This window comes from Dokdonella sp., assembly GCF_017744955.1.
In the GTDB taxonomy this organism is placed as follows: domain Bacteria; phylum Pseudomonadota; class Gammaproteobacteria; order Xanthomonadales; family Rhodanobacteraceae; genus Dokdonella_A.
Genome location: NZ_JAGIAG010000003.1, coordinates 31,281 through 57,978, shown reverse-complemented (window position 1 = coordinate 57,978; position 26,698 = coordinate 31,281). Strand labels below are relative to the sequence as shown.

The following is a 26,698-nucleotide window of genomic DNA, read 5'->3' as shown; positions in this document are numbered from 1 at the left end:
TCGGCGGCCATGCCTTTCGTCAGGGGTTGCGCCCGGCCGGTTTTGGTAGTCTCGGCGGTCCTTTACGTTCAGGTACCGACCGATGAAGCATCCTCTCGCTCTGGCGCTGACCGCGGCGCTGTCCACCCTGGCGCTCGGCGCCTGCACCGCGCCGACCAAGCCTGACGCCGCCGGTTCGCACAAAGCCGCGGCCGGCTCGACGAGCGAGGCGGCCAATCCGCTGTTCGCGCAGAGCCCGCTGCCGCTGCAGTACCCGCAGTTCGACAAGGTCAAGGACACCGACTTCGCGCCGGCCTTCGATCGCGGCATGGCCGAGCAACTGAAGGAAGTCGACGCGATCGCGAACGATCCGGCGGCGCCGACGTTCGACAACACAATCGTCGCGATGGAAAAGAGCGGCCAGCTGCTCGACCGCGCGACCACGCTGTTCTACAGCCTGGTCGGCGCCGACACCAACGATGCGCGCAAGAAGATCCAGGCCGACTACGCGGCCAAGATGAGCGCGCACCAGGACGCGATCCAGCTCAATCCGAAATTGTTCGCGCGCCTGCAAGCGCTGTACGAACAGCGCAGCGCGCTCGGCCTCGACGCCGAGGGCGTGCGCCTGGTCGAGCGCTACCACGACGATTTCGTGCGCGCCGGCGCCAAGCTGTCGGATGCCGACAAGGCGCGCCTGAAGCAGATCAACGGCGAGCTGGCGACGCTGGCGACGCAGTTCAGCCAGAACGTGCTCGCCGAGGTCAACGAGTCGGCGATCGTGGTCGACAGCAAGGAAGAACTCGACGGTCTCTCCGACGAGGCGATCGCCGCCGCCGCCGAGGCGGCCAAGACGCGCAAGCTCGACGGCAAGTACGTGCTCGCGCTGCAGAACACCACCGGCCAGGCGCCGGAAGCGTTCCTGACCAACCGCGCGCTGCGCCAGCGCCTGCACGAAGCCTCGATCGTGCGCGGCAGCCGCGGCAACCAGTACGACAACACCGCGATCGTCTCGCAGATCATGAAGCTGCGCGTCGAGCGCGCGAAGATGCTCGGCTATCCCACCTACGCCGCCTACAGCCTGTCCAACCAGACCGCGAAGACGCCCGAAGCGGTCAACGCGATGCTCGGCAAGCTGGCGCCGCCGGCGGTCGCCAACGCCAAGCGCGAGGCGGCCGAGCTGCAGGCGGTGATCGACAGCGAGCAGAAGGCGAAAGGACAGCCGAGCTTCAGGCTCGAGCCCTGGGACTGGGCGTTCTACTCGGAGAAGGTGCGCCAGAAGAAGTACGCCTTCGACGAGTCGCAGATCAAGCCGTACCTCGAGATGAAGAACGTGCTCGAGAACGGCGTGTTCTACGCCGCCGGCCAGCTCTACGGGCTGAAGTTCAAGCAGCGCACCGACCTTCCGGTGTACCAGCCCGACGTGCTGACCTACGACGTCTTCAACGAGGACGGCTCGCAGCTCGCCATCTTCATCGCCGACATGTACGCGCGTCCGTCCAAGCGCGGCGGCGCCTGGATGAACGCCTACGTGCAGCAGAACACGCTGTTCGGCACGCTGCCGGTGGTCGCCAATCACCTCAACATTCCCAAGCCCTCGGCCGGCAAGCCGACCCTGCTGACCTGGGACGAGACGCGCACGATGTTCCACGAGTTCGGCCATGCGCTGCACGGCATGTTCTCGAACGTGAAGTACCCGTACTTCGCCGGTACCAGCGTGCCGCGCGACTTCGTCGAGTTCCCCTCGCAGGTCAACGAGATGTGGGCCGACTGGCCGAGCGTGCTGGCCAACTACGCCAAGGACTACCGCACCGGTGCGCCGATGCCGAAGGAACTGCTCGACAAGGTGATGGCCGCGGCGCAGTTCAACGAAGGCTTCCGCACCACCGAATACCTCGGCGCGGCGATGCTCGACCAGAACTGGCACCAGATCGGCAGCGTCGACGCGGTGCCCGCCGCCGGCGGCGTGATGGCCTTCGAGGCGGCTGCGCTGAAGAAGGACGGCGTCGACTACGCGCCGGTGCCGCCGCGCTACCGCACGCCGTACTTCAGCCACATCATGGGCGGCTACGCGGCCGGCTACTACGCCTACATCTGGTCCGAGGTGCTCGACGCGAACACCGTGCAGTGGATCAAGCAGAACGGCGGCCTGACCCGCGCCAACGGTGACCGCTTCCGCCGGACCCTGCTCTCGCGCGGCGGCAGCAAGGACGCGATGCAGCTGTTCCACGATTTCACCGGCCACGATCCGCAGATCGAGCCGCTGCTGGAGCGCCGCGGCTTGACCGCTGCGCCGGCGGCGAAGGGCAAGGCGAAGAAGTCGAAGAAGAAGTAAACGGTCGAAAGGTGTCCAACGAAGCCGCCCGACTGTGTCGGGCGGCTTTTTTTTTGAGCGAAGAGGAAATCTCGGAAGACGGGATCTCTGCGAACGCGAGATTCCCTGATCTTTTCCGGGAAGATCCGATCGGCTGACTCGTAGAGGGGGGCGCGCCCGATCGTGCAGCGAATTCCTACGCGAGATCACCCTGTCGTCCGATAGGCAAAGCCGCAGGGCCTGGACATACTGAGGTGGCGTCGGTCGAGCCCGCGCTTCCGCACGGCTTCGCCGGTGAGAGCCTACTCACAAGGACTGAAATCATGACGTCGCTCAACATCGCTCTGTGGTTCTACGTGATTGGAATACTCCTCGGACTCTCGCTGGCGGTCGTATGGTTTTTCGTCCCATTTGCGATCTTCGGAACGAAGGCGAAGCTGGACGCTATCGCGGTCGAGCTCCGGAAGCTCAACGAAAACATCGAGGCGGCGCAACGGCGCTCCGCCTGATCTCAGTGCGGCGATTCGCGGCCTCATCGGTAAGCGGCGTGTCGATCGAGAGCGGCCTCACGGGCTGCTTCCGGAAGCGGCGCGTCAGGCGGACGGCGTGGCGATAGTCAGCTCCGCGGCAGCGGCGGAGGTCTTGCTCTTCCGATGCCCGAGCCGAAGCAGCGGCCGCTCCACGAAACGGTACGACAACGCCGCCACCAGCCCCGTCAGCAGCAGAAGAACGGGCAGCGACCAAGGCAGGCGATAGCCGTCGATGCGATCGAAGGCGCCTGCGTTGGTCAGCCACTCCAGGATCGGCGGATGCCAGAGGTACAGGCCGAAGCTGATCAGGCCGAGCTGCCGCAGCGGCCGGTTGTCGAACAGCAGTCGCGCGATGCGGCTGCCGGCGGCGCTCGCATAGAGCACGAGCGCGATCGCGGCTCCCATGCCGCCGTGCCAGACGAACAGCAGCCAGCTGCCGCTCCAGAAGGTTTCGGAGCCCATTTGCAGCAGCGCGAGCATGAGCACCACGCCGGCCACGCCGGCGAGGAACGAGGCGTCGGCCGCGCGGCGGCCGGGCAATCGGCCGGTCGTCGCGGTGCGCACGTAGGCGTACGCGGCGAGCATGCCGAACACGAACTGGTCGAGCCGTCCGGGCAATTGGTTCAGGACGACGACCTTGCTCATCGTATCGGCCGCCGGATCGAACATCAGGTGCCGATAGAGCTGCGTTTCCGCGACGGCGAACAGCAGCAACAGAACCCACCAGCGCGGACGCAGCAGCAGCGCAAGCAGCGGCAGCACGAGATAGAACGAGAACTCGATCGGCAGCGTGTAGGCGACGCCGTTGAGCGGGGCGACGCCGGAACTGCCGAAGTTGAACCAGAGCAGCAGATTGCCGATCAGGCGTCGAGCATCGGGCCAGGTGCCGATGCCGAACACGCCGGCCAGGAACAGGAGCACGGCCAGCTGCGCGTAGTAGGCGGGAAAGATCCGCACGATGCGGCGGATCCAGTAGATGCCGAGCGACGGCCTGGCGACGAGTCCCAGCCGCCACTGCACGAACGGAAGCGCGAGCAGGAACGCCGACAGGGTGAAGAACACGTCCACGCCGGCGCCGCCGCCGGAGAACGCGACGGTCAGATTGAGCGAATACGAGCCGAAGCCGATCTCGATCGCGCGCGGCGTCGCGTTGACCCAGGCGTGATAGAGCAGCACCCAGAACGCCGCCACGCCGCGCAAGCCCGTCAAGGCGGGAATGTCGGTGGCTATCGTCGCCGGGCGGACGGTGGACATGACAAGTGCTCGCGCTCGGCGGGGGCGGATCAGCGGGCCGGGGCGCGGACCGGCCTACGGGCCGTCGGCGTCGCGCGTCGATCCGGTCCCGCGAGCGTCGCCGGAGCGATCCGGCTCCACGCGGTCGCGAGCGAGGTCGCAACCGGCGACACCGCACAGAGCCCGCGGCTGCGCATCGCGCACACTCACGTCTCGAGGAACGCGCCGTGTCGCCGCAGGCGCTGGTAGCGCTGTTCGAGCAGGGTCTTCTCGTCGAGTGCCTGCAGCTCGTCGAGCTGGTTCAGCAGTACGGCCTTCAGACGCACCGCCATCCCCTTCGGGTTGCGGTGCGCGCCGCCGAGCGGCTCGCGGACGATCTTGTCGACCAGGCCGAGTTCCTTCAACCGCGGCGCGGTCAGGCCGAGCGCTTCGGCCGCGTCCTTCGCCCGCTCGGCGGTCTTCCACAGGATCGAGGCGCAGCCTTCCGGCGTGATGACCGAGTAGGTGCTGTATTCGAGCATGTTGGTGACGTCGCCGACGCCGATCGCCAGGGCGCCGCCGGAGCCGCCTTCGCCGATCACGGTGCAGAGGATCGGCACGCGCAGGTCGGACATCTCGAGCAGGTTGCGCGCGATCGCCTCGCTCTGGCCGCGCTCCTCGGCGCCGACGCCCGGATAGGCGCCGGGCGTGTCGATGAAGGTCAGGATCGGCAGCTTGAAGCGTTCCGCCAGCCGCATCAGGCGCAGCGCCTTGCGATAGCCTTCCGGCCGCGGCATGCCGAAGTTGCGCTTGATCTTGGACTTCGTGTCGCGACCCTTCTGGTGGCCGATCACCATCACGCTGCGGTCGGCGATGCGGGCGAGGCCGCCGACGATCGCGGCGTCGTCGGCGTAGGCGCGATCGCCGGCGAGTTCGTGGAACTCCTGGCAGATCACGCCGACGTAGTCGAGGGTGTACGGCCGCGCAGGATGCCGCGCGACCTGCGCGACCTGCCAGGGCGAAAGATTGCGGAAAATCTCCGCCGTCTTCGTCTTCAGCTTGCCTTGCAGCGTCGCGATCTCGTCTTCGATGTTGATCGCCTGGCCGTGACTGGCATGGCGCAGCTCCTGGAGCTTGGCGTCCAGGTCGGCAATCGGTTGTTCGAAATCGAGGAAGTTCGGGTTCATTCGCGGACGTTCGAGCCCGGCGGGCAAAGGCGGGAGTATACCGGTTTGGCGGACTCGATCAGAGTCGGTCGTCATCGGATGTCGTGCGCGTCGATTCGCGTCGCCGGAAGCGTCGCGGAAACGCACGATTCCGCGCTAGGAACGCGCCGTCGCGCGGTGTGCGCGGGGATCGCCTCGACGAGGGGAGGCGAGTTCCCCATCGGCGATCACGGCGAAAGCCCGGCCGGCGCGGGCGGATTCTCGCCGAGCTGCGCGTGCAGGAAGGCACGCGCGCGCTCCCAGTCCCGCTTGGCGGTGCGCAGCGAGCAGCCGACGATCTCGGCGATCTCCTCGAACTCGAAGCCGCCGAAGAAGCGCAGCTCGACGATCTCGCGCTGGCGCGGGCTGATCGCATCGAGCCGGCGCAGGGCGTGGTCGATGCCGAGCAGATCCAGGCCGGCGTCGGGAGCGGGCACCGGCACGTCGTCGAGCGGCTGCGCCGCGTCGCCGCCGTTGCGCTTGTCGGCCGTGCGGCGGCGCAGGTGGTCGACGGCGACGGCGTGCATCGCGCGCGCGGCGCAGGCGAAGAAGTGCCGCCGATCGCGCAGGTCGAGCTGGCGCGCGCGGATCAGCCGCACGAACGCTTCGTGCACGAGCACGGTCGGCGTCAGCGTGCGCGGATTGTTTGCCACGCGCGTTCGCGCGATCTGGCGCAGTTCCGCGTAGAGCTGGCCGAACACCTGTGCGAGCGCGTCGCGGTCGCCGCCGTGAACCGCCTCGAGCAGCAGCGTGATCTCGCTCGCCGGTGCGCGCGCCGCGGCCTGCGGGAAAGCCGCGTCGGTCATGATGTGGATACGTTCATGCGCTTCCCCCTGGCCTGCGAGCCGCCGGGAAATGGGCGCGACGTGCCGGGAGCAGGCCGCGTTCGCCGTCCGTCCTCCGCGGGCGGACGCGCCCGTCGGCGGGTCGATCACGGTGGAAGGTCGGGCGGAGTGTGCTCTTTTTTGCGGAAGCTGCAAAATGGAAGTCCGCGACGGCTGTCTGCCGGACATCCGTCGTCGGCGACGGCAGCGATGCCCGGGTCGAATGGTCAGGCGTGGGACATGAATCCGACGACGGCGATGTGGCACGAAGCTCACGACGCGTTCGACGCGCTGCTGGACCTGCCGTCCGCGGAGCGCGAGGCGCGTCTGGCGGCGATGACGTTGGCGCCGGAGGTGCGCGAATGCGTGCGCCGCCTGATCGACGCGCACGAGCGCGGCCCGGGGCCGCTCGACGCACGCATCGGCAATGCCGGCGGCCTCGCCGGCCGACGGCTCGGCGCCTGGACGCTCGACGGCGAAATCGGCCGCGGCGGCATGTCGGTGGTGCATCGCGCGCGCGGCGACGACGGCCGCGTCGCCGCGGTCAAGGTCATGGCGCTCGGCGCGCTGGTATTGTCCGGCGCGGAGCGCTTCCGGGCGGAACAGGCGATCCTGGCGCGCCTCAACCACCCCCACATCGCGCAGCTGTTCGACGCGGGCATGGCCGACGACGGCACGCCGTGGTTCGCGATGGCGCTGGTCGACGGCGTGCAGATCGACGCCTGGTGCGAGCAGCGCAAGCTGCCGCCGCGCGCGATCGTGCGCCTGTTCACCGACGTCTGCGAAGCGGTCGCGCACGCGCACCAGAACCTCGTCATCCATCGGGACATCAAGCCGTCCAACGTGCTGGTCGACGTCGACGGCCACGTCCGCCTGCTGGACTTCGGCATCGCGCGGCTGATCGACGGTGCCGGCACGGCGGCGGACACGCGCTGGCGACCGTTGACGCCGCAATACGCCGCCCCGGAGCAGTTCGAGGGGGCGCCGCCGAGCACGGCGATGGACGTCTACGGCCTCGGCGCGCTGTTGTGCCGGCTGCTGGTCGGCCATCCGCCGCACGGCGGCGCGAAGGCGGCGGCCGCGCCGTTGCGCCGCCTCGGCGATCTCGGCGCGATCGTGCAGAAGGCGCTCGCCGAGGATCCGCGACATCGCTACGCCACCGTGCAGGCGCTCGCCGACGACTTGCGCCGCTGGCTGGCGGGAGAACCGCTGGCGGTGCGACGCCCGACGCTGCGCTATCGTGCGGCCTGCTTCGTCTCGCGCCATCGCTGGGGCGTCGCCGCGGCCGCCGCCATCCTGCTCGCCCTGATCGGCGGCCTGGCCGCCACCAGCTGGCAGTCGCGACGCGCCACGGCGGAGTCGGCGCGAGCGCGCGAGGTGCAGGAATTCCTGGTGAGCCTGTTCGACGCGGCCAGCCCGGAGACCAATCCGGCCGATCCGCGCGCGCTGCTGGCGCGCGGCGCGGACACCGCGCGTTCCGATCTCGCCGACGGCCCACTGAAGGCGGAACTGCTGCTGGTGATCGGCTCGATCCAGACGCGGCTGGGACAGTTCGTGCAGGCGCACCGCCAGATCGACGACGCCGAGGCGTGGGCCGCCGATCCCGCCGCGTCGCGCAGCCTGCGCGGGCGCATCGCGCTCGAACAGGGCGTGCTGGCGATGAGCGAAGCGCGGCGGCGCGAGGCGATCGACGCGTTCGACCGCGCGATCGCCTTGCTCGAGCGCGAGCCGGAGTGGCGCGAGAAGGTCGTGCAGGCGCATCTGCATCGCGCGTCGGTCCATGAGATCCTCGGCGATCTGGACCGGGCCTTCGACGACGAAACGCGCGCCGCGACGATCGAGGCGACCATCCAGCCGCCGTCGCCGCGCCGGCGCATGAACATCCTCGGCAATCTGGCGCGCACGCTGTTCGCGGCCGGGCGGCTGCAGGAGGCCGACGCGCGCATGACCGAAGCGATCGACCTGATCGGCACGCCGGTGCCGGAGGACCACGCGTTCTTCGCGCTCGGCGGCGACATCGCCGAATCGCTCGGGCGGTGGGATCGCGCCGAGGCGTCGTATCGCCGCGCGCTCGAGATCGCCCGCGCGGGTTATCCGGCGGGTAGCTCGATGCTCGCGATGCCGCTGACGTATCTGGGAACCTTCCTCGTGCGCATCGGCTACTTCGACGAGGCGGATGCGCTGTTGCGCGAATCGGTCGCGGTGCGGCGCGCGAACGATCCCGCGGCGACCACTTCGCTGGCGATGCCCTTGTTCAACGTCGGCGGTCTCGCGCGCGACCGCGGCCGCTACGACGAAGCGCTCGGCACGCTGCAGGAGGCGCGCCGCCTGTGCGTCGAGGATCCGCTCGGGCGATTGCTGATCTCGGCGCAGATCGTCCGCACGCTGGCCGAGGCCGGCCGCTTCGACGAGGCGGCCGCGGAGACGTCCGGCACGCGCGACGGCGTGGAGGAATTCCTGCGCGGCGGCGCACGCCATCCGGCCAAGGTCGCGCGCGTCTACGGCTGGCTGGCGGTGGCGATGGAGCAGGCCGGCCGCCCCGAGGAGGCGCTGCAGCTGCTCGACCTGGAAACCAAGGCCGACGCCGCCGAGGCCGAGGTGTCCGTGCAGGTCAGGCGCCGCGCCGAGCGTCTGCGCGTGTCGATCGCGCTCGGGCGGCGCGCGGAAGCGGCCGACCTCGACGCCCTCGCCGCGGAGGTGAAGCGGCTGCCGCCGACCGGCGAGCGCGAACGCATCGACGCCTACGCGGCGCTGGCGCGCGCCGCGCGTGCCGCCGGACTGGAGACGCGCGCCGATGCGTTCGCCGCACTGGCCCGGCAGCGCGCGCCCGGCCGTCAACTGCCGGCCTATCTCGAACGCGAACTGGCCGTGCTCGGCGAAGGCACCGCGGCGCGCTGAACGTCCCCTGGCACTCGCCGGCGCGCCATTGCGAATGCAACGGGCCACCGGTGCGAGCGAGCGCGCCGGTGCGCAGCGAGATCGCTTTCGTGCCGCTCGCCCCGAGAGGACATTCCGATGTCGAAATGGTCTTTGCCCGCCGTGGCGCTCGTGCTGGCCTTGTCCGCGCCGCCGGCGCCGGCGGCGCATCCCGACGTGCTGTTCGGTGCCGCCGACGTGCCGCAGCTGCGCGCCAAGAGGGAGAGCTACCCGCAAGCCTACGAGAACCTGCGCCGCGTCGCGCAGCAGCACTGGGGCAGCCGCGTGGCGCGGAACGGCGAGGTGACGCTGGCGAACGGCACCACCTACGCGAGCGGCGACCGCCGGACGATCGGCGACATGCTGGTGATGTTCGCGTTCGTCGCCACGCTAGAGAGTGACACGCGCTACTTCGATCTCGCGCGCGACTGGCTGACCACCGTCGTCGACTGGGGCGACCTGGACCTCGACGGCACCCAGGACCTGATCCTCGCCCATCTCGTGGCGGCGGTGTCGCTCGCCTACGACATGCTGGCCCCTCGGCTCGAATCGACCGACGCGATCGTCGAGACGATCGCGCGCAATGCGGACGTGCTGATGGATCCGGTGCCGCCGCACGACTGGTGGCAGCGCTCGTTCCTGCAGAACCACAACTGGATCAACCATGCCGCCATCGGTTTCGCCGCGCTGGCCACGCGCGGCGAAGTGGACGCGGCGACGACGGCGCGCTGGCTGGACAAAGCCAAGACCAACGCGCGCGACGTCGAGACGCTGCTCGACCCGATCGCGGATGGCACCTGGCACGAAGGGCTCAGCTATCTCGCCTACGGCCTCGGCTGGCACCTGCCGTTCGTCACCGCGCTGGCGCGCGCGGGGCAGCCGGACTACGGCGATCTCGGCCTGATGCGCGGCTACGGCGCGATGCGTGCGCACGTGCAGCTGCCGGAGCGGCCGAACCAATACCTGATCATGAACGGGGATTTCTCGCACTTCTCCAAAGTCGACGAGATGCCGCTGCTGCGCTACGCGGCCGCGCGCTACCGCGATCCCGTCGCACAGGCCGCCGCCGACCGCTGGATCGCCGGCACCGCGCAGACGACGTGGGCGCCGTCGCTGCTGCCGCGCGTGTTCGAGTTCCTGTTCCACGACGCGTCGGTGCCCTCGGCCGATCTCTCCACCGAGCCGCTCGACTGGTACGGATCGAATCAGCAATCGGTGGTCTTCCGCAGCGGCTGGGGCGCGGGCGCGACGCTGTTCGGATTGAAGAGCGGCACGTTCGGCGGCCTCTCCGGATGGGACTGGCAGGCGGCGGGAACGGCGCCGACCGGGCGGCTGAACATCGGCCACGACCATGCCGACGACAACGGCTTCTACCTGTACGGCAACGGTTCCTGGCTCGCGCCCGAAGCGCCGGGGTACTACATCGGGCATCGCGATTCGCCGCCGCCGGCGGCGAACAAGGCGATCTTCCACAACGTGATCCTCGTCGACGGCGAAGGGCAGTCGGGCGAGGGCGTGCGCGATCACGGCGACGATCTCGACGCCTATCCGTGGTTCCCGTCGCGCCGCGGCGGCATTCTCCGGCACGACTCGACCGCGCATTTCGCCTACGCCGCGGCGGACGGTTCTTCCCTCTATCCGGCCGCGGCGCGCCTCTCGCTCTGGCATCGGCAGGCCTTGTTCGTCGACCGGCGCTGGATCGTGCTGCGCGACGTGCTGCGCTCGCCGGTCCCGCACCGCTACACGTGGCTGTGCCACTTCATGAACGGCGGCGCGCGCGAGGACGGCGGTCGATGGTTGCGCGGCACGGGCGAGAACGATCAGCTGCTCGGCGTCGCGGTGGTGTCGCCTTCGACGTTCGACGTGTCGTTCGAAGCGCAGAGGCCGCAGCACATCGGCGACTTCAACCCTGCCGGATCGGTGACGCTGGCCCAGGTGAGCGCGCCCGCAGCGGCCGCGACGACGTTCCTGACCGCGCTGGTGCCGGCCTCCGCCGACGGCCGGAGCGACCGGCCGGTCGTCGAGGCGATCGACCCGGTGCAGCCCGACGGCGGCGTACGCATCCGCGCCGGCGGAGCGCGCTCGCTCGCCGTGTTCAACGACGAGCCGGGCACCGCGCGCACGATCGGCAGCTTCACCTTGCTCGGCAGCGTCGGCGTCGCGGCCTACGGCGCCGACGGCGCGCCGACCCGCGTCGCCTTGATCGACGCGACGCGGCTGTCCGACGCCACGCGCGTGCTGGCGTCGACGGACGAAGCGGGACCGGCGCTCGAAGCGGACGGGCTCGATCGTACGGATCTGGCGATTTCCTCGAGCGGAGCCGGGCCGGTGCGGCTGTATGCGCCGGCGGCGACGCGCGTCACTTGGAACGGAGCGGCGACGTCGTTCCGTCGCGAAGGGGAATTCGTCGTCGTGCCGGACGCCGCCGACCTGATCTTCCGCGACGGCTTCGATCCGCGCTGACGCGGCGGCCCGGGCCGGAACACCGGCCCGGGCACGTCCGGCTCATTGGAATCCGTCGGCGAAGATGCGATCGCCGCCGACGCCGAACAGCGAACAGGCCTCGGTCATGCCCGCGACGTAGATCGTGCTCGGCATCGGCAGATTGCCGCTGCGGTTGAGGCCGAGCTTGAGGTAGTCCTCCGCGTACGTCGCGCCGGCCTGCGGCGGGACGACGAGCCGATCGTCGTGATACAGCGCGACGCGTCCGGTCGAGGGATCGTCCGAGTACTTCACGTACAGCGTGAACGTCTGCCATCGCGCGCGCTGCAGCGCCTGGCGCCAGACGACGGCGTCGTTGAACGACAGCTGCAGTTCCTCGCCGAGCGTGCGCAGCACGACGGGCGGCAGCGCGACGTCGTCGCGGCGATTGAGCGTCAGCAGCGCCTGCGATTCGCCGACGCTCGGATAGTCGCCCGGGAAGTACGCGTGCCAGCGATACAGATGCTCCGATCCCTCGTAGGCGTTCTGCAGATGCACGAGCTGGGCGCGGTTGCCGTTGGAGACCAGGTCCCCCGGCTGCACCGTCACGCGCGCGGCCGGCAGCCCGCGCGGCGCAGGCGTCGGCGCCGCTTCGAGCGCGATGCGATCCGGCGCGGCGACCTGCGTGCGCGTCCACTGCGTCAGGTCGCCGGTGCTGAAGTCGCCCGACCACATCGCTGCGTTGCAGTCCGGAGCGGCGACGTCTTCCATCGTGGTGCCCTGGATCATTCCGGCGTGGTAGACCACTCCGGTGGTGGACATCGAGGCGTTGCGATACAGGCCTTGCTTGAGATAGTCGAGCGCGCGCGTGCGGCCGAAGGTCTTCTCGACCACGACCGCGCCGTCGTGCCAGAGCTTGACGAAACCCGTGTTGCGGTTGTCGGAGAACTTCACGTTCAGGATGAAGTCGTGCCAGACGCCGCGCACCAGCGGCGTCGTCCAGAGCACGCGCTGCGGATCCTCGATGGCGAAGTTCATGGTCTCGCCGTTGAGGAAGAACTGCACCGGCGGCACGCCGCCGTCCACCTTGGTGTGCCACTGGGTGAACACCTGCCACGTCGGGTCGGACTGGTAGTCGGTGGGGAACCTCGTCTGCCAGCGGTAGTAGTACTCCGAGCCTTCCGGCTCGTGCACGAAATGCACGAGTTCGTTGCGCTCGCCGCCGTTGTTCCAGTCGTTCCGCTCGACCGAGGTCTCGACCGCGCGCACGTCGCCGCGCGGCAGGCCGCTGGCGGGAACGAGTTCGAACCGATTGCCCTGGTGGACGTTCCACTGCGACAGGTCGCCGGTCTCGAAATTGCCTTTCCAGACCACGTGCGCCTGCGTCGTCGGGCCGAAGGCGGCGAATGCCGCGAGCAGCGCGGCGGAGATGAGCGGCTTGCCGATCATGGGTCGAATCCTTCGCGGAAGATGGTGTCGTCGTTCGGCTCGATCTCGCGCACGCTCAGATGCTTGAAGGAGATCTTGCGCACGTTGTCCCAGCGGAACGTGGCGAGCGGGCCGCCCCAGGTGATCGGAATCGCTTCCGGCGCATTGCAGTACACCTCGTCGCTTCCCCAGCCGCCGACGTCGTCGGTGGCGAGGGCCTGCGTCCAGTGGCCGTCGCCTTCTCCGTCCACCCACAGTTCCAGGTGCACGCCGGCGTCCGTGTCGTACATGACCGTCTTGAACCCGACCCATCGCCCGAGGATGCTCCGCGTGGCGGGCACGCCGTCGCCGGGACGGAAGTAGTAGTTCACGTGCCAGGGCTCCTTGGCGAAACGCACGCGGCCGCTGAACTTCAGATCGCCCTTGTAGGCGACGCCTTCGCAGAACGGTTGCGGGTTGCTGTGCTTTCCGCCGCGCGCGTACCAGGTGATCTCGTCGCCGGTATTGCTGACGTCGGTCACGCGCACGTAGCCGGTGATCTCGACGTTCTTCCAGTCGCGCGGACTCTGCATGTAGCCGCGCTCGGCGAGTGCCGCGTGGTCGGTGACGACCTGGTTCTGGTGGTATCCGGCCGAGGTCGTCACGCTCATGCGGACCTTGGCGTTCTCGGCGTCGTTCTCGAACCGCCACGAGCCGTCGGAATTGCGCGCCAGCGTTCCTTGCGTGATGAACCGGTCGTCGTGATTGGGATCCTCGCCGATGGCCCAGGTCTCGCCGCCGGCGCGCGTCGGATAGATCATCCGCACGCCGAAGCCGTCGACGCCTCGCTCGGCGGGCGACGGAGATCCGCCACCGGGATCGGCCGGGACGGCCTCTCCGCCGTCGCCACCGGGCGCGCGAGAATCCGCGTGGGCGGTGACGGAAAAAACCATGGCCGCGACGGACGTGAACACGCTACGTCGGACCTGCACGGATCGGAGCATGAATGCCCTCCTGGAGTGAGTCGCCAAGACCCACTCGCAATCGGGCGCCCGCGGGTGTCACCGGATGGAGGGTGACGTTCGAGGCGTGAAGGCGGGCGACACGAAGCGTCCGCGCTGTTCGCGGCCTGGACGAGCGGAAGGGAGGATCCGAGCGCGACCGGCGCCGGAACGACAGGGACTCAGCCGAACACCAGCTCCGCGGCCAGGACGCCGTCGAGGGCGGCGAGCGTCTCGCGCAGTTCGGTGTTGGCGCGCACGCGCCACTCGGCGCCGAGTTCGACTTCGGCCTGTCCGGTCGCATTGCGCACGCTGATGCGCACCGGCGTGGCGCCGCCGCGCCAGGCGGCGAGCGCGTGCTGCAGTTTCGGGACGAAGTCCGGCCGCACGCCGTTGAGGCGCAGGCGCAGCAGGCGCGCGCGTCGTTCGCAGGCCGATTCGATCGTCGACACTGAGTTCACGCGCAGCTGGTAGCCGCCGGAGAATTCGTCGACGCTGAGGCCGCCTTCGAACAGGAGGATCGCGTCGCGCGTCAGCAGCGGACCGTATTCGACCCAGGTCTCGCGATAGAGCACGGCTTCGAACTTGCCGGAGAAATCCTCGACGGTGACGAACGCACGCGAATCGCCCTGCTTGCGCAAGCCGATCACCGAGCCGGCCAGCGCGACCTGCTGCAGGTCGGAGAAGCGGCTGCGGCCTTCGCGCGCGGACGGCCGGTAGTGCTTGTCGAGTTCGCCGATCGGGCAGGTCGCGACGGCGGCGATCAGCTCGCGCCAGACGTCGGTCGGATGGCCGGACAGGTAGTAGCCGAGCGTGTCGCGTTCGCCGGCGAGGCGCTGCGCGGCCGGCCAGTCGTCCACTTCCGGCAGCACGAGTTTCGGCGCGGCCGGGCTCGCCGCGCCGAACATGTCGTTCTGGCCCGCCATCGCGTCGCGCGCCTGCTGCTCGGCCGCACGCATGCATTCGGGCAACTGCACCATCAAGGTGGCGCGATTCTTCGCCAGCGCGTCCATCGAGCCGGACAGGATCAGCGCCTCGAGCGTGCGCTTGTTGAGCTTGGACGCGTCGATGCGGCGGCAGAAGTCGGCGAGGTCGGCGAACGGGCCGCCCTGCCTGCGCACCTCGACGACGTTCTCGACCGCGCCGCGGCCGACGCCCTTGACCGCGCCGAGGCCGTACTGGATGGTCTTCGCGTCGGTCGCCTCGAACATGTAGCCGGAAGCGTTGATGTCCGGCGGCCGCACGACCAGGCCGAGCGCGCGCGCCTCGCCGAGGAAGTTGACCACCTTGTCGGTGCCGTCCATGTCGCTGGACAGCACCGCGGCCATGAATTCGGCGGCGTAGTGCGTCTTCAGCCACGCGGTCTGGTAGGAGACCAGCGCGTACGCGGCGGCGTGCGACTTGTTGAAGCCGTAGCCGGCGAACTTCTCCATCAGGTCGAAGATCGCGTCGGCCTTGCGTTCGTCGAGGCCGTTGCCGGCGGCGCCTTCGCGGAACTTGGCGCGCTCCTTGGCCATTTCCTCGACTTTCTTCTTGCCCATCGCGCGGCGCAGCAGGTCGGCGCCGCCGAGCGAGTAGCCGCCGACGATCTGCGCCATCTGCATGACCTGTTCCTGATAGACCATGATGCCGTAGGTCTCTTTCAGGACGGGCTCGACGCGCGGATCGGGATACTCGATCGGTTCGCGGCCATGCTTGCGCGCGCAGAAGCTCGGGATCAGGTCCATCGGACCCGGGCGGTACAGCGACACCAGCGCGATGATGTCCTCGAAGCAGTCGGGCTTGGCGTCCTTCAGCATGCCTTGCATGCCGCGCGATTCGAGCTGGAACACGGCGACCGTGCGCGCCTTCTGCAGCAGCTCGAACACCTTGGGGTCGTCGAGCGGGATCGACATGATGTCGAGCGGCGCTTCGCCGTTGTGCGCGCGACGCACGTTGATCGCCTTGACCGCCCAGTCGATGATCGTCAGCGTGCGCAGGCCGAGGAAGTCGAACTTGACCAGGCCGACCGCTTCGACGTCGTCCTTGTCGTACTGCGTGACGAGGCCTTCGCCACCCGATTCGGAGAACAGCGGGGCGAAGTCGCTCAGCGGGCCCGGCGCGATGACGACGCCGCCGGCGTGCTTGCCGGCGTTGCGCGTGAGGTCTTCGAGCTTCAGCGCGAGGTCGACCAGCTCGGTGACGTCCTCGTCGTTCTCATATAGGCCCTTGAAGTCGGCGACGACGCGGTCGGGTTCCTTGCGCGACTTGTCCGAGCGGCCGAGCGCGTCCTCCAGCGAGAGGTCGAGCGGCATCTTCGGGATCAGCTTGGCGATCTTGTCGACCTGGCCGTAGGGCATGCTGAGCACGCGGCCGGTGTCGCGCAGCACGGCCTTCGCCGCCATCGTGCCGTAGGTGATGATCTGGCTGACGCGGTCGCGGCCGTACTTGCGGCCGACGTAGTCGATCACCTCGTCGCGGCGGTCCATGCAGAAGTCGACGTCGAAGTCCGGCATCGACACGCGTTCGGGATTGAGGAAGCGTTCGAACAGCAGGCCGTAGCGCAGCGGATCGAGGTCGGTGATGCCGAGCGCGTAGGCGACCAGCGAGCCGGCGCCGGAGCCGCGGCCGGGTCCGACCGGGATGTCGTTGGACTTCGCCCAGTTGATGAAGTCGGCGACGATCAGGAAGTAGCCCGGGAAGCCCATCTGCACGATGACGTCGAGCTCGCGGTCGAGCCGGGCGAGGTAGTCCTCGTGCGTGAAGCCGGGCGCCGGCGCGTGCGCGGTGAGGCGCCCGGCGAGTCCTTCGTGCGATTGCGCGCGGATGAAGCTGTCGAGCGTGTGGTCGTCCGGCACCGGGAACGCCGGCAGGAAGTACTTGCCGAAGCTGAGTTCCAGATTGCAGCGCTTGGCCAGCTCGACCGAGTTCTCCAGGAGTTCGGGCAGGTCGGCGAACAGCGCCTGCATCTCCTCGGCGGATTTCAGGTACTGCTCCGGCGAGTAGTCGCGCGGTCGCTTCGGATCGGCCAGCACGCGGCCGGCGTGGATGCACACGCGCGCCTCGTGCGCCTCGAAGTCCTCGCGCGCGAGGAAGCGCACGTCGTTGCTGGCGACGGCCGGCAGGTCGAGTTGCGCGGCGAGGTCGAGCGCGCTGGCGAGGAAGGCGTCCTCGTTGGCGCGCTGCGTGCGCGCGACTTCGAGATAGAGCCGCTCGGGGAAGCGCGAGCGCCACCACTGCGCGCGCTCCAGCGCGGCCTCGTCGCGGCCGCCGAGCAGCATCTGGCCGACGTCGCTGTGCTGACCGAGCAGGACGATCAGGCCTTCGTGCGTGCTCTCGAGCCAGTCCGGCTCGACCAGCGCGTGGTCGCCGTGGCGGTTCTCGGCGTAGGCGCGCGAGAGCAGGCGCGAGAGATTCAAATAGCCCTGGCGGTTCTGGCACAGCACCGTCGCGCGTTGCGGGCGGCTGCGGTCCTGCGCGTCGGCCAGCCACAGATCGCTGCCGGCGATCGGCTTGACGCCGGCGCTCTCGGCCGCCTTGTAGAACTTGACCAGCGCGAACAGGTTGGCCTGATCGGTCAGCGCCACCGCCGGCATGCCCGCGCTCGCGCAGCTCGCGACCAGATCGCCGACGCGGATCGTCGAGTCGGTCAGCGAATACTCGCTGTGGACGTGGAGGTGGACGAAGCCGGAGGGCATGGCGAGGCGGGGCGAAGATCGAAAGGACAGCCTAGCCCCGGGGCGGAGGCAGGGCAAGATTGACAGGGCGTCGCCGAGCGCTCGTGGCGCACCGGACGTCGCTTGACGCCGATCGCCGGATCAGCGCAATCGCGCGGCGCGCATCAGAGCAGTTCCGGCGCGATCAGCCGCCGCACCGGCGCGAAGCCGCGGCGATGGATCGCGCACGGGCCGAGCCGTTCGAGGCAGGCCAGATGCTCGGGCGTCGGATAGCCCTTGTGCTGGGCGAAGCCGTAGCCGGGGTGGATCGGATCGAACTCGCGCATGATGCGGTCGCGTTCAGTCTTGGCCAGGATCGAGGCGGCGCTGATGGCCGGTTCGTTGGCGTCGCCGCCGACGATCGCGCGCGCCGGGCAGGGCAGAGACTTGGGCAGGCGGTTGCCGTCGATCAGCGCCAGCGACGGCGCGACGGCGAGCGCCTGCAGCGTGCGCGTCATGCCGAGCAGGGTCGCGCCGAGGATGTTCAGCCGTTCGATCTCGTCGATGTCGACCGCGATGACGGCGTAGGCCAGCGCCTGCGCGCGGATCAGCGGCGCCAGCGTTTCGCGCTGTGCCTCGCTGAGCACCTTCGAATCGGCCAGGCCGTCGACCGGCCGCTGCGGGTCGAGGATCACCGCGGCGACCACGACCGGCCCCGCGAGCGGGCCGCGGCCCGCTTCGTCGACGCCGGCGACGAGTTCGGCGCGTCGCTGCCTCATTCCTGCAGATCCTTGAGCTTGGTGAACACGTAGTCATGATACGAGGTCACCATGCGTGCGTCCTTGCAGTCGACGTAACGGCCCTTGCAGCGTTCCCGCAGCAGGGTGTTGGCCTGGAAGAACTCGTCCTTCGGCACGCCGGCGACGTCGAGCAGCAGCGAGCCGAGGAAGGCGATGTCGAGCACCGGATAGTCGAACTTGCGCCGCACGGCGAAGTTCGACTTCAGCATGTAGTAGGTGATCCAGTGCGCGTTCGGCCCCGCGCCCTTGGGCAGCACCTTCGGAATCTCGTTGATCGCGCCGTCGAAGGACGGTTGGTGGTCGCCGAAGTGCATCAGCACCGCGGGCCGTTCGGCACCGAGCAGGAATTTCTCCAGGTCCGCCAGCATCGCGTCGGATTCCTGCAGGCGCTCGAGGTAGTTGCCGAGATTGAGGTTCAGCCATTCGTCGAGCTTCTTCGGCTTGAAGCGGTCCGCGAACAGCGGCTTGTCGAACGGCGGCTTCAGTTCGGCCAGCGGCTTCATGTGCGGGCCGTGCTGGTGCAGGGTCAGCATGAAGACGAACAGCGGCTGCTCGGGATGCACGCGCTTCTCGTCCTGGTAGATGCGCTTGAACACTTCGAGCAAGTCGGCGTCGTGGCTCTCCCAGCCGAGTCCGTACTGGGTGCCGTCGTAGAACGCGTCGAAACCGTAGTAGTCGTAGGCGTTGCGCGCGTTGAGGAAGTCGCCGGTCATCGGATACACCGCGATCGCGCGATAGCCGGCGCGCTTGAACGCCTTCGGCAGGGTGTGGGCGACGCGCGGCGCGAGGTTGTACGGCGCGTACAGGCCGGCGTTGCCGAACAGCGTGTGCGCGAGGCCGGTCAGCAGCGAGAACTCGCTGGTCCAGGTGCCGCCGCCGAAGGTGTGCACGCTGAGCGGGCCGTGCGCGCGCGTCGACTTGTCCGGCTCGAACATGCGCAGCTTGCATTGCGGCAGCGTGCACGGCTTCAGCAGGCGCGGATCGAAGGTGCTCTCCTCGAGCACGGCGACCACGTCCGGCGGCGTCGGCGGGGCCTGCAGCGGGCGATCGAGCTTCCAGGAGATGCCGCGGTCGACGTCCGGCGGAATCGTCGGCTGCTCGATCACGGTGTCGTTGAACGAGGTGACGAAGTCGGTGATGAAGCTCTTGTCGTTGATCGCGATCCACATCGGCTTGTTGAACGCGGTGCCGAACGGACCGCGCGCGCTCAGGCACACCAGCAGCAGCGCGGCGGCCGCGCCGGCGCCGAGCGCGCGCACGAGGGCGCGCTGCGCGCGCGAACGCGGCGCGAACGGCACGACGCGCTCGCCGGCGAAGGAAACGATCAGCAGCAGCGGCACCAGGATCAACGCCGCGACGCCGATGCCGAGCAGCAGCGGGTAGTGCGTGAACAGCTCGATGGTGTCGCTGTTGACGAAGTATTCGAGGTCCGGCGCGAGCAGCGGCGTGTTGAGGTAGAGGAATTTCAGGCGGCCGGCGATCTCGATCAGGCCGAACAGCAGCGCAGCCGCGATCAGCGAAAAGGCGAGCCGCGCGCTGGCGAACAGCGCGAACAGCAGCACCAGCAGCACCAGGGTGCCGGCGAAGATCTTCTCGCTGGTCGTGTTCTCGGTCAGCGGGCCGAAGGCGAACATCAGCACGAACGCCGATGCGGCGAACGCGCGCAGCAGGATCCGGCGGCGCGAGGCGGGAGCGGGCACGTCGCTCATGCGGCGCGCGCCGCCGTGGTCGCGTCGAGCACGTCGGCGATCGCCGACGCCGCGCTGCGGTCGGCGTCGTGGCGCAGTTCCAGATGCAGCCGGCGGTACTCGGCCAGCAGGGCCGGATCGATGTCGCGGCCGAGCAGCGAAGGCGCCAGCGCCTCAGCTAGCGCGGGAGGCGTGCAGTCGTCCTGCATGCGCTCGGGTACCAGCTCGCGACCGGCGAGGATGTTCGGCAGCGCGTAGCGCTCGGTCTTGAGCAGGCCGAGCCCCTTGACGATGCGATAGGTCGTCGGCGCGATGCGGTAGGCGACCACCATCGGCCGCTTCGCCAGCATCGCTTCGAGCGCGGCCGTGCCGGAGGCGAGCAACACCGCGTCGGCGGCGAACATGGCGAGGTGGGACAGGGGCCGGGATTGCGGATTGGGAATTGGGGATTGGGGAGAGAGCAGACGTACGATCGGGGCTTTGTCGCCGGCCTCGGCTGGATCGGTTCCCGCTTCGTGGATGGCGAAGCCGGCGTCGCGGGCGAGCGCGGCGAAGGCGGCGCGGCATTCCTCGTTGGCCATCGGCGCGACGACGCGCAGGTTCGCGACACGCCCGGCGAGCAGGCGCGTGGCGGCGATGAAATCCGCACCGAGCCGCGCGATCTCACCGAGCCGGCTGCCGGGCAGCAGGGCCAGCACGGGTGCATCGTGGGGCAGGCCGAGCGCGGCGCGTGCGTCGGCCTGGTCGGGTTCGAGCGGCATCGCGTCGGCGAGCGGATGGCCGACGAAGCGCGCGTCGACGCCGTGGCGCGCGTAGATCGGCGGCTCCATCGGGAACAGGCACAGCACGCGGTCCGCGCTGCGGCCGATCTTCGCCGCGCGCTTCTCGCGCCAGGCCCAGATCGACGGGCTGACGTAGTGCAGGGTGCGTACGCCGGCGCGCTTGAGCTTTCGCTCCAGGCCGAGGTTGAAGTCCGGCGCGTCGATGCCGATGAACGCGTCCGGCCGCAGCGCGATGGCGCGGCGCGCGACGTCGCGACGGATGGCCAGCAGTTCGAACAGGCGCGGCAGCACTTCGACCAGGCCCATCACGGCGAGTCGTTCGGCCGGATACCACGCCTCCAGCCCGGCGGCGATCATGCGCGGGCCGCCGATGCCGGCGAAGCGGGCGTCGGGATAACGTTCGCGCAAGGCCTGGATCAATCCCGCGCCGAGCAGGTCGCCGGAGGCTTCGCCGGCGACGAGGACGAAGAGCCGTGATGGGTGATGGGTGATGGGTGATTCGAGTGGGCTCGCCATAGTCTGAAAGTGTTCGCAGTTGGCGAGGGGAACGCAAAGGCAGTCGATCCGTGCGATGCGCTGTCCGCTATGCTCTGCCGAATCACCAATCACCAATCACCAATCACCAATCACCAATCACCAATCACCGCCTCACCGCACCAACGACCGCTCGCCGCCGTCGATGAAGTCGAGCATCGCCGCGACGTCGGCGCTGTCCTTCGCCTGCTCGGCGAGTCTCGCGCGCGCTTCGGCCAGCGGTGTGCCGGCGACGTACAGCGTGCGGTAGGCGCGCTTGATCGCCGCGACGCGTTCGGCGTCGAAGCCGCGGCGCTTGAGTCCCTCGCTGTTGATGCCGCGCGGGCGTCCCTGCGAGTCGGCGGCGACCATCAGGAACGGCGGCACGTCGCCGGTCAGCAGCACGCCCATGCCGACGAAGGCGTGGGCGCCGATGCGGCAGAACTGGTGCACGCCGACGAAGCCGGACAGGATCACGTGGTCGCCGATCTCGACGTGGCCGGCGAGGGTGGCGTTGTTGGAGAACACGCAGTGGTTGCCGACGCGGCAGTCGTGCGCGATGTGGCTGTAGGCGAGGATCCAGTTGTCGTCGCCGACGCGGGTGACGCCGCCGCCGTCGCCGGTGCCGCGGTTGATCGTGACGAATTCGCGGACGACGTTGCGGTCGCCGATGACCAGCTCGCTGCGTTCGCCGCGGAATTTCTTGTCCTGCGGCTCGCCGCCCAGCGAGACGAACTGGAACACGCGGTTGTCGCGACCGATGCGGGTCGGCCCCTGGACGACGACGTGCGGGCCGATCTCGGTGCCGTCGCCGATCTCCACGTCGGCGCCGACGACGCTGTAGGCGCCGATGCGCACGCCCTGGCCGATCCTTGCCGCGGGGTCGACCTGGGCGGTCGCGTGGATCATCAGCGCGCGACCTCGGCGCAGAGGAACTCGGCTTCGGCGGCGACGCTGCCGTCGACGAAGGCGCGGCCGAAGAACTGGCTCATGTTGCGCAGGCGGCGCTTGTGCTCGACTTCCAGGCGCAGCTGGTCGCCCGGTACGACGACGCGGTTGAAGCGCACCTTGTCGACCTTGACCAGATAGAACACGACCGGCTGGCTGGGGTCGTGCGGCTCGGAGAGCTTGATCAGCACGCCGGCCGCCTGCGCCATCGACTCGACGATCAGCACGCCGGGCATCACCGGATGATTCGGGAAATGGCCCTGGAAGAACGGTTCGTTGGTGGACACGTTCTTGATCGCGGTGACGCTCTTGTGCGGATCGAGCGCGACGACGCGGTCGATCAGCAGGAACGGGTAGCGGTGCGGCAGCACCGCGGCGATCTGTTCGACACCGAGCGGTAGCTGGATCGGCGTGGCCGGTTCGGTCATGACTTCGTTTCCTTTTCCGCGGCGTCGACGCGCCGCGCGAGTTCGTCCAAATGCTTGAAACGCGCCGCATTGCGGCGCCATTGCCGATTCGGCTGGATCGGCGTGCCGGAGGAATATTCCCCCGCTTCGCGGATCGAGTGCGTGACCAGGCTCATGGCGGTCACGGTGACGCGGTCGGCGAGGCTCAAATGACCGAGTATGCCAGCGCCGCCGCCGATCAGGCAGTAGCGGCCGATGCGCGCGCTGCCGGCGACCGCGGCGCAGCCGGCCAGCGCGGTGTGCGCGCCGATGGTCACGTTGTGTCCGATCTGGATCTGGTTGTCGAGGCGCACGTCCTCTTCGAGCACGGTGTCGCCGAGCGCGCCGCGGTCGATGGTGGTGTTCGCGCCGATCTCGCAGTCGTCGCCGACGCGCACGCCGCCCAGTTGCGGAACCTTGATCCAGTGCCCCGGCTCGCCGTCGCCGCGCTCGAAGGCGAGCCCGAAGCCGTCCGCGCCGAGCACGGCGCCGGGGTGGATCAGCACGCGGTGGCCGAGGACGACGTCCTGCACCAGGGTCACGCGCGCGACCAGGCGCGACTGCGCGCCGACGCGGCAGCGGGGGCCGACGACGCAATGCGGACCGAGCACGGCGCCGTCCTCGATCTCGGCGCCGTCTTCGATCACGCAGCACGGGCCGACGCTGGCGCCGGCGGCGACGCGCGCGCCGGGCGCGACGACCGCGCTGGCGTGCACGCCCGTTGCCGCGGCCGGCGTGGATTCGAACAGCGCGGCGATGCGCGCGAACGCGACGTAGGGATCCTTCGCGATCAGGCTGGCGCCGTGCCAGCCGTCCGCCTCGGCTTCGCGCAGCACGATCGCGCCGGCGCGCGTCTCGGCCAGCTGCGAGCGGTAGCGAGGGTTGGCGAGGAAGCCGAGCCGGCTCGCGTCCGCCTGCGCGAGCGTGGCGACGCCCTCGATGCGCACGGCCGGGTCGCCGCGCAGGGTCAGTTCGAATCGCTCGGCGAGTTCGTCGAGCCGGAACGCGCGTGTCGTCACGGCGTCTCCGTCTTGGTGGTGCGGCGCAGGCGTTCGAGCACGCGGTCGGTGACGTCGACCTTCGGGCTGGCGTAGACGACCGGGCTCGGCACGATCAGGTCGTAGCCCTGTTCGCGCGCGAATTCGACCACCGCGTCGTTGATCTCGCGCCAGCTCTTGTCCAGTTCCTGGTCGCTGCGCGTCTTGAGGTCGGCGCGCAGGTTGTCGCGGCTGCGCTTGATGGAGCGGTCGAGCGCGTCGATCTCGCGCTGCAGCGCGTCGGCTTCGGCCTGGTTCATGGTCTGCGCGTCGCGCTTCTGGCGTTCGCGCAACGACGCGGCGCGCGCCTCGTCGGCTTTCAGCGCGGTGTCGCCGGCGGCGAACTCGCGTTCGAGCTTGCGTCGGCCGGCGACCACTTGCGGGGCGTTGTCGAGCAGTCGCTTCATGTCGACGTAGCCGATGCGGACGGAGGGCGAGGGCGCCTGCGCCTGCGCGGAGAGCGCGAACGCGAGCGTCGCGGCCGCGGCAGCGCGGATGCACAGGCCTGGTCGTGCGCGAAACCTCACCCGGCGTCTCCTCGCTGCCCCCGACGATGTGCCCGCCCCCTGTGCGCGGATCTCAGAACGTGTTGCCGAAGGTGAACTGGATCACTTCGGTGTCGTCGCCTTCCTTCTTCTTGATCGGCCGCGCGAGGTTGATCACGATCGGGCCGACCGGCGCTCGCCACTGGAACGACAGGCCGACCGAGGCGCGCAGCTGATCCTTGCTGAAGGTGCGCATGCGCACGCAGTCCAGGCGCGAATCCTCGCTGTAGACGTCGTACTTGCAGAGGTTGTTCTTGAACACGTTGCCGACGTCGAGGAACGCGGACAGGCGCGTGCTGTCGTCGTTCTCCTTCACGAACGGCGTCGGGAAGATGATTTCGGCGGAGGCGACGGTCTTGAACGCGCCGCCGAGCGGCAGGCGGCAGTCCTTGTTGGTGGCCGGACAGGAGCCCGGGTTGTAGACCGTGTACGGTCCGAGCGTGTTGTCGCGGAAGCCGCGCACGTCGGAGACGCCGCCGGCATAGAAGTTCTCGAAGAACGGCATGCCGCTGAGATCCTTCATGTAGATGTCCTTGTACGGGCCGTTCGGATCCAGCACGCTCTTCGGATCCTTGTACGTGTCGCCGTAGGCGAGCTTGATCTTGCCGAGGAAGGTCAGCGAATTGGTCAGTCGCAGGTACTGATTGAACTGATAGTTGATCTTGTAGTACTCGACCGTCGAACCCGGCAAGGTCGCTTCGAGCGAGACCTGCTGCAGCGAGCCGCGGGTCGGGTTCCAGAAGCGGTTGCGCGTGTCGTGCGCCCACGACAGCACCGTGTTCATGGAGTGGAACGTGCGGTGGCCGAGGTTGTCGATGTAGTCGATGATGATCGGCGGCGAACCGATGGGGTCGATGCGCGTCTTGTTGATGCCGATCTGCGTGTTGATCGTGTCCGCCTCGGTGATCGGGAAGGACAGGTAGATGTCGAACGCGTCGGTGCTGGTGTAGTAGCTGGCGAGGTTGCTTTCGCCGGCGTCGAAGCGCGAATGCGTCAGGTTGTAGCCGAGGCCGATGCCGTCGTCGGTCAGGTAGGGCTCGAAGTAGGACAGCGAGTAGCGCTTGATGAACGAGCTCTGCTGCGCGGTGATCGAGATGCGGTCGCCGCTGCCGAGGAAGTTGTTCTGCGTCACGCTGATGCTGGCGATGACGCCCTGCACTTGGCCGTAGCCGAGGCCGAAGGTGAACGCGCCGGAGTTCTGCTCCTCGACCTTGATCTCGAGGTCGACCTGGTCGTCGGTGCCCGGCACCTTCGGCGTGTCGATCTCGACGGTGCGGAAGTAGCCGAGGCGCTGCAGGCGGATCTTCGAACGGTCGATCGCCGCCTGCGAGTACCAGGAGCCCTCGAGCTGGCGCATCTCGCGGCGCATCACGTCGTCGCGCGTGTGGGTGTTGCCCTTGAACACGACCTGGCGCACGTACACGCGCTTGCCGGGCACGATGAAGAAGTTGATGCCGACCTCGCGCTTCTCCTTGTCGATCGCCGGGATCGGCTGCACCTCGGCGAACGCGTAGCCGATGTTGGACAGCACCGAGGTGATCGCGTCGACCGACTGCTCGATCTGCTTGCGCGAGAAGGTGTCGCCGGGCTTGAACTGGATCAGCTTCTGCAGGTCCTCTTCCTTCAGGACCAGGGTGCCGGTCAGCTTGATGTCGTTGATCTTGTAGACCTCGCCTTCCTTGATGTTGGCGACGACGTACATCTTGCGCTTGTCCGGGCTGATGCTGACCTGCGTCGAGGCGACGTTGAAGTCGGCGTAGCCGCGGTCCATGTAGAACGACTGCAACTTCTCCAAGTCGCCGGAGAGCTTCTCGCGCGAGTACTGGTCGTCCTTGGAGTACCAGGAGGTCCAGTTCGAGGTGCTCGACTCGAACTCGCCCTTGATCTCCTTGTCCGGGTAGGTCGTGTTGCCGACCACGTTGAGGTGCTTGATCTTGGCCGCCTTGCCCTCGGCGACGTTGATCGCGATCTCGATCCGGTTGCGGTCGAGATTGACCTTCGAGGTCTTCACCGAGACGTTGTACTTGCCGCGGTTGTAGTACTGGCGCGTCAGCTCGTTCTGCACTTCGTTGAGCTTGAGCTCGTCGAACGCCTCGCCCTCGGCGAGGCCGATGCCCTTGAGGCCCTTCAGCAGGTCCTCTTCCTTGATGTCCTTGTTGCCGCGGATGGCGATCTTGGAGATCTGCGGCCGTTCCTTCACCGTCACGACCAGGATGTCGCCCTGGCGCGCCAGCTGCACGTCGCTGAAGAAGCCGGTCTTGTACAGCGCGCGGATCGCCTGCTCGGCGCGGTCGCCGGTGAGCGTGTCGCCCTTCTCGACCGGCAGGTAGGTGAACACGGTACCCGGCGCGATGCGCGACAAGCCTTCGACGCGAATGTCGGAGATCGTGAAGGTATCGAACGCGAACGCATCCTGGGCGGCGAACCAGGCGAGCAGGATCAGGGCGGCAATACGCTTCATCGTCACTTCCATAGGGCATGCATGCGGCTCGCGGCGG

General features: G+C 68.7%; 18 protein-coding genes. 4 read left to right on the top strand and 14 right to left on the bottom strand.

The annotated features are described in order from the left end of the window. The first annotated feature begins 82 nt into the window (after positions 1-82). Both J7520_RS08500 and J7520_RS08495 read left to right on the top strand, forming a co-directional pair. A complete protein-coding gene (locus tag J7520_RS08500) occupies positions 83-2,311 on the top strand; it encodes a M3 family metallopeptidase (RefSeq protein WP_291186701.1) in 2,229 nt (742 codons plus the stop codon). A 302-nt stretch (positions 2,312-2,613) separates the two neighbouring features. Beyond that, positions 2,614-2,799, top strand: coding sequence for a hypothetical protein (locus J7520_RS08495; RefSeq protein ID WP_291186699.1), 186 nt, complete (start codon positions 2,614-2,616; stop codon positions 2,797-2,799). A gap of 84 nt (positions 2,800-2,883) precedes the next feature. Here J7520_RS08495 and J7520_RS08490 read toward each other — a convergent pair whose 3' ends face one another. The 3 genes from J7520_RS08490 to J7520_RS08480 form a co-directional block, all read right to left on the bottom strand. Next, entirely contained in the window at positions 2,884-4,074 is a 1,191-nt protein-coding gene (locus tag J7520_RS08490; RefSeq protein ID WP_291186696.1) for an acyltransferase, read from the bottom strand. A 185-nt stretch (positions 4,075-4,259) separates the two neighbouring features. Continuing rightward, positions 4,260-5,219 (bottom strand): acetyl-CoA carboxylase carboxyltransferase subunit alpha, encoded by a 960-nt coding sequence (locus tag J7520_RS08485; RefSeq protein ID WP_291186693.1) that lies wholly within the window; start codon positions 5,217-5,219, stop codon positions 4,260-4,262. A 206-nt stretch (positions 5,220-5,425) separates the two neighbouring features. Continuing rightward, entirely contained in the window at positions 5,426-6,043 is a 618-nt protein-coding gene (locus J7520_RS08480; protein ID WP_291186690.1) for an ECF-type sigma factor, read from the bottom strand. A gap of 258 nt (positions 6,044-6,301) precedes the next feature. On the opposite strand from J7520_RS08480, the gene J7520_RS08475 reads away from it, so the two are divergent. Then, positions 6,302-8,959, top strand: coding sequence for a serine/threonine-protein kinase (locus tag J7520_RS08475; RefSeq protein WP_291186687.1), 2,658 nt, complete (start codon positions 6,302-6,304; stop codon positions 8,957-8,959). Positions 8,960-9,076: 117 nt separating this feature from the next. Continuing rightward, the gene (locus J7520_RS08470; RefSeq protein WP_291186683.1) at positions 9,077-11,440 is read left to right on the top strand and encodes a heparinase II/III family protein; all 2,364 of its coding nucleotides are present in this window, start codon (positions 9,077-9,079) and stop codon (positions 11,438-11,440) included. Between the two features lie 42 nt (positions 11,441-11,482). Here the strand turns inward: J7520_RS08470 and J7520_RS08465 are convergent, their stop codons facing one another. The 11 genes from J7520_RS08465 to bamA form a co-directional block, all read right to left on the bottom strand. Further along, complete coding sequence (locus J7520_RS08465; RefSeq protein WP_291186682.1) at positions 11,483-12,847, bottom strand: heparin lyase I family protein; 1,365 nt, start codon at positions 12,845-12,847, stop codon at positions 11,483-11,485. After that, positions 12,844-13,626, bottom strand: coding sequence for a hypothetical protein (locus tag J7520_RS08460; protein ID WP_291186679.1), 783 nt, complete (start codon positions 13,624-13,626; stop codon positions 12,844-12,846). Before J7520_RS08460 ends, J7520_RS08465 begins: the two co-directional genes overlap by 4 nt. A gap of 362 nt (positions 13,627-13,988) precedes the next feature. Then, on the bottom strand, positions 13,989-17,483 hold the full coding sequence (dnaE, locus tag J7520_RS08455; protein WP_291186676.1) for a DNA polymerase III subunit alpha: 3,495 nt from the start codon (positions 17,481-17,483) through the stop codon (positions 13,989-13,991). Positions 17,484-17,626: 143 nt separating this feature from the next. Beyond that, a complete protein-coding gene (gene rnhB, locus J7520_RS08450; RefSeq protein WP_291186672.1) occupies positions 17,627-18,220 on the bottom strand; it encodes a ribonuclease HII in 594 nt (197 codons plus the stop codon). Further along, positions 18,217-19,950 carry an LTA synthase family protein gene (locus J7520_RS08445; RefSeq protein ID WP_291186669.1) on the bottom strand — a complete coding sequence of 578 codons (1,734 nt, stop codon included), beginning with the start codon at positions 19,948-19,950 and terminating at the stop codon, positions 18,217-18,219. Before J7520_RS08445 ends, rnhB begins: the two co-directional genes overlap by 4 nt. Then, complete coding sequence (lpxB, locus tag J7520_RS08440; protein WP_291186665.1) at positions 19,947-21,227, bottom strand: lipid-A-disaccharide synthase; 1,281 nt, start codon at positions 21,225-21,227, stop codon at positions 19,947-19,949. The genes J7520_RS08445 and lpxB overlap by 4 nt, the downstream gene beginning before the upstream one ends. A gap of 132 nt (positions 21,228-21,359) precedes the next feature. After that, positions 21,360-22,133: an acyl-ACP--UDP-N-acetylglucosamine O-acyltransferase gene (lpxA, locus tag J7520_RS08435; RefSeq protein ID WP_291186662.1), complete on the bottom strand. Its 774-nt coding sequence runs from the start codon at positions 22,131-22,133 to the stop codon at positions 21,360-21,362. Beyond that, positions 22,133-22,600, bottom strand: a complete 468-nt coding sequence (gene fabZ / locus J7520_RS08430; RefSeq protein WP_291186658.1) for a 3-hydroxyacyl-ACP dehydratase FabZ — start codon at positions 22,598-22,600, stop codon at positions 22,133-22,135. The genes lpxA and fabZ overlap by 1 nt, the downstream gene beginning before the upstream one ends. Next, complete coding sequence (lpxD, locus tag J7520_RS08425) at positions 22,597-23,637, bottom strand: UDP-3-O-(3-hydroxymyristoyl)glucosamine N-acyltransferase (RefSeq protein WP_291186653.1); 1,041 nt, start codon at positions 23,635-23,637, stop codon at positions 22,597-22,599. Before lpxD ends, fabZ begins: the two co-directional genes overlap by 4 nt. Next, positions 23,634-24,182, bottom strand: coding sequence for an OmpH family outer membrane protein (locus J7520_RS08420; protein WP_291186650.1), 549 nt, complete (start codon positions 24,180-24,182; stop codon positions 23,634-23,636). Before J7520_RS08420 ends, lpxD begins: the two co-directional genes overlap by 4 nt. A 52-nt stretch (positions 24,183-24,234) precedes the next feature. Then, entirely contained in the window at positions 24,235-26,661 is a 2,427-nt protein-coding gene (bamA, locus tag J7520_RS08415; protein WP_291186647.1) for an outer membrane protein assembly factor BamA, read from the bottom strand. Between the last annotated feature and the right edge of the window lie 37 nt (positions 26,662-26,698).

Excerpts from the sequence above, each read along its gene's own strand:
- J7520_RS08500 (WP_291186701.1), top strand. The coding sequence starts at position 83 with ATGAAGCATCCTCTCGCTCTGGCGCTGACCGCGGCGCTGTCCACCCTG.
- J7520_RS08495 (WP_291186699.1), top strand. The coding sequence starts at position 2,614 with ATGACGTCGCTCAACATCGCTCTGTGGTTCTACGTGATTGGAATACTC.
- J7520_RS08490 (WP_291186696.1), bottom strand. The coding sequence starts at position 4,074 with ATGTCCACCGTCCGCCCGGCGACGATAGCCACCGACATTCCCGCCTTG.
- J7520_RS08485 (WP_291186693.1), bottom strand. The coding sequence starts at position 5,219 with ATGAACCCGAACTTCCTCGATTTCGAACAACCGATTGCCGACCTGGAC.
- J7520_RS08480 (WP_291186690.1), bottom strand. The coding sequence starts at position 6,043 with ATGACCGACGCGGCTTTCCCGCAGGCCGCGGCGCGCGCACCGGCGAGC.
- J7520_RS08475 (WP_291186687.1), top strand. The coding sequence starts at position 6,302 with ATGAATCCGACGACGGCGATGTGGCACGAAGCTCACGACGCGTTCGAC.
- J7520_RS08470 (WP_291186683.1), top strand. The coding sequence starts at position 9,077 with ATGTCGAAATGGTCTTTGCCCGCCGTGGCGCTCGTGCTGGCCTTGTCC.
- J7520_RS08465 (WP_291186682.1), bottom strand. The coding sequence starts at position 12,847 with ATGATCGGCAAGCCGCTCATCTCCGCCGCGCTGCTCGCGGCATTCGCC.
- J7520_RS08460 (WP_291186679.1), bottom strand. The coding sequence starts at position 13,626 with ATGATCTATCCGACGCGCGCCGGCGGCGAGACCTGGGCCATCGGCGAG.
- dnaE (WP_291186676.1), bottom strand. The coding sequence starts at position 17,483 with ATGCCCTCCGGCTTCGTCCACCTCCACGTCCACAGCGAGTATTCGCTG.
- rnhB (WP_291186672.1), bottom strand. The coding sequence starts at position 18,220 with ATGAGGCAGCGACGCGCCGAACTCGTCGCCGGCGTCGACGAAGCGGGC.
- J7520_RS08445 (WP_291186669.1), bottom strand. The coding sequence starts at position 19,950 with ATGAGCGACGTGCCCGCTCCCGCCTCGCGCCGCCGGATCCTGCTGCGC.
- lpxB (WP_291186665.1), bottom strand. The coding sequence starts at position 21,227 with ATGGCGAGCCCACTCGAATCACCCATCACCCATCACCCATCACGGCTC.
- lpxA (WP_291186662.1), bottom strand. The coding sequence starts at position 22,133 with ATGATCCACGCGACCGCCCAGGTCGACCCCGCGGCAAGGATCGGCCAG.
- fabZ (WP_291186658.1), bottom strand. The coding sequence starts at position 22,600 with ATGACCGAACCGGCCACGCCGATCCAGCTACCGCTCGGTGTCGAACAG.
- bamA (WP_291186647.1), bottom strand. The coding sequence starts at position 26,661 with ATGAAGCGTATTGCCGCCCTGATCCTGCTCGCCTGGTTCGCCGCCCAG.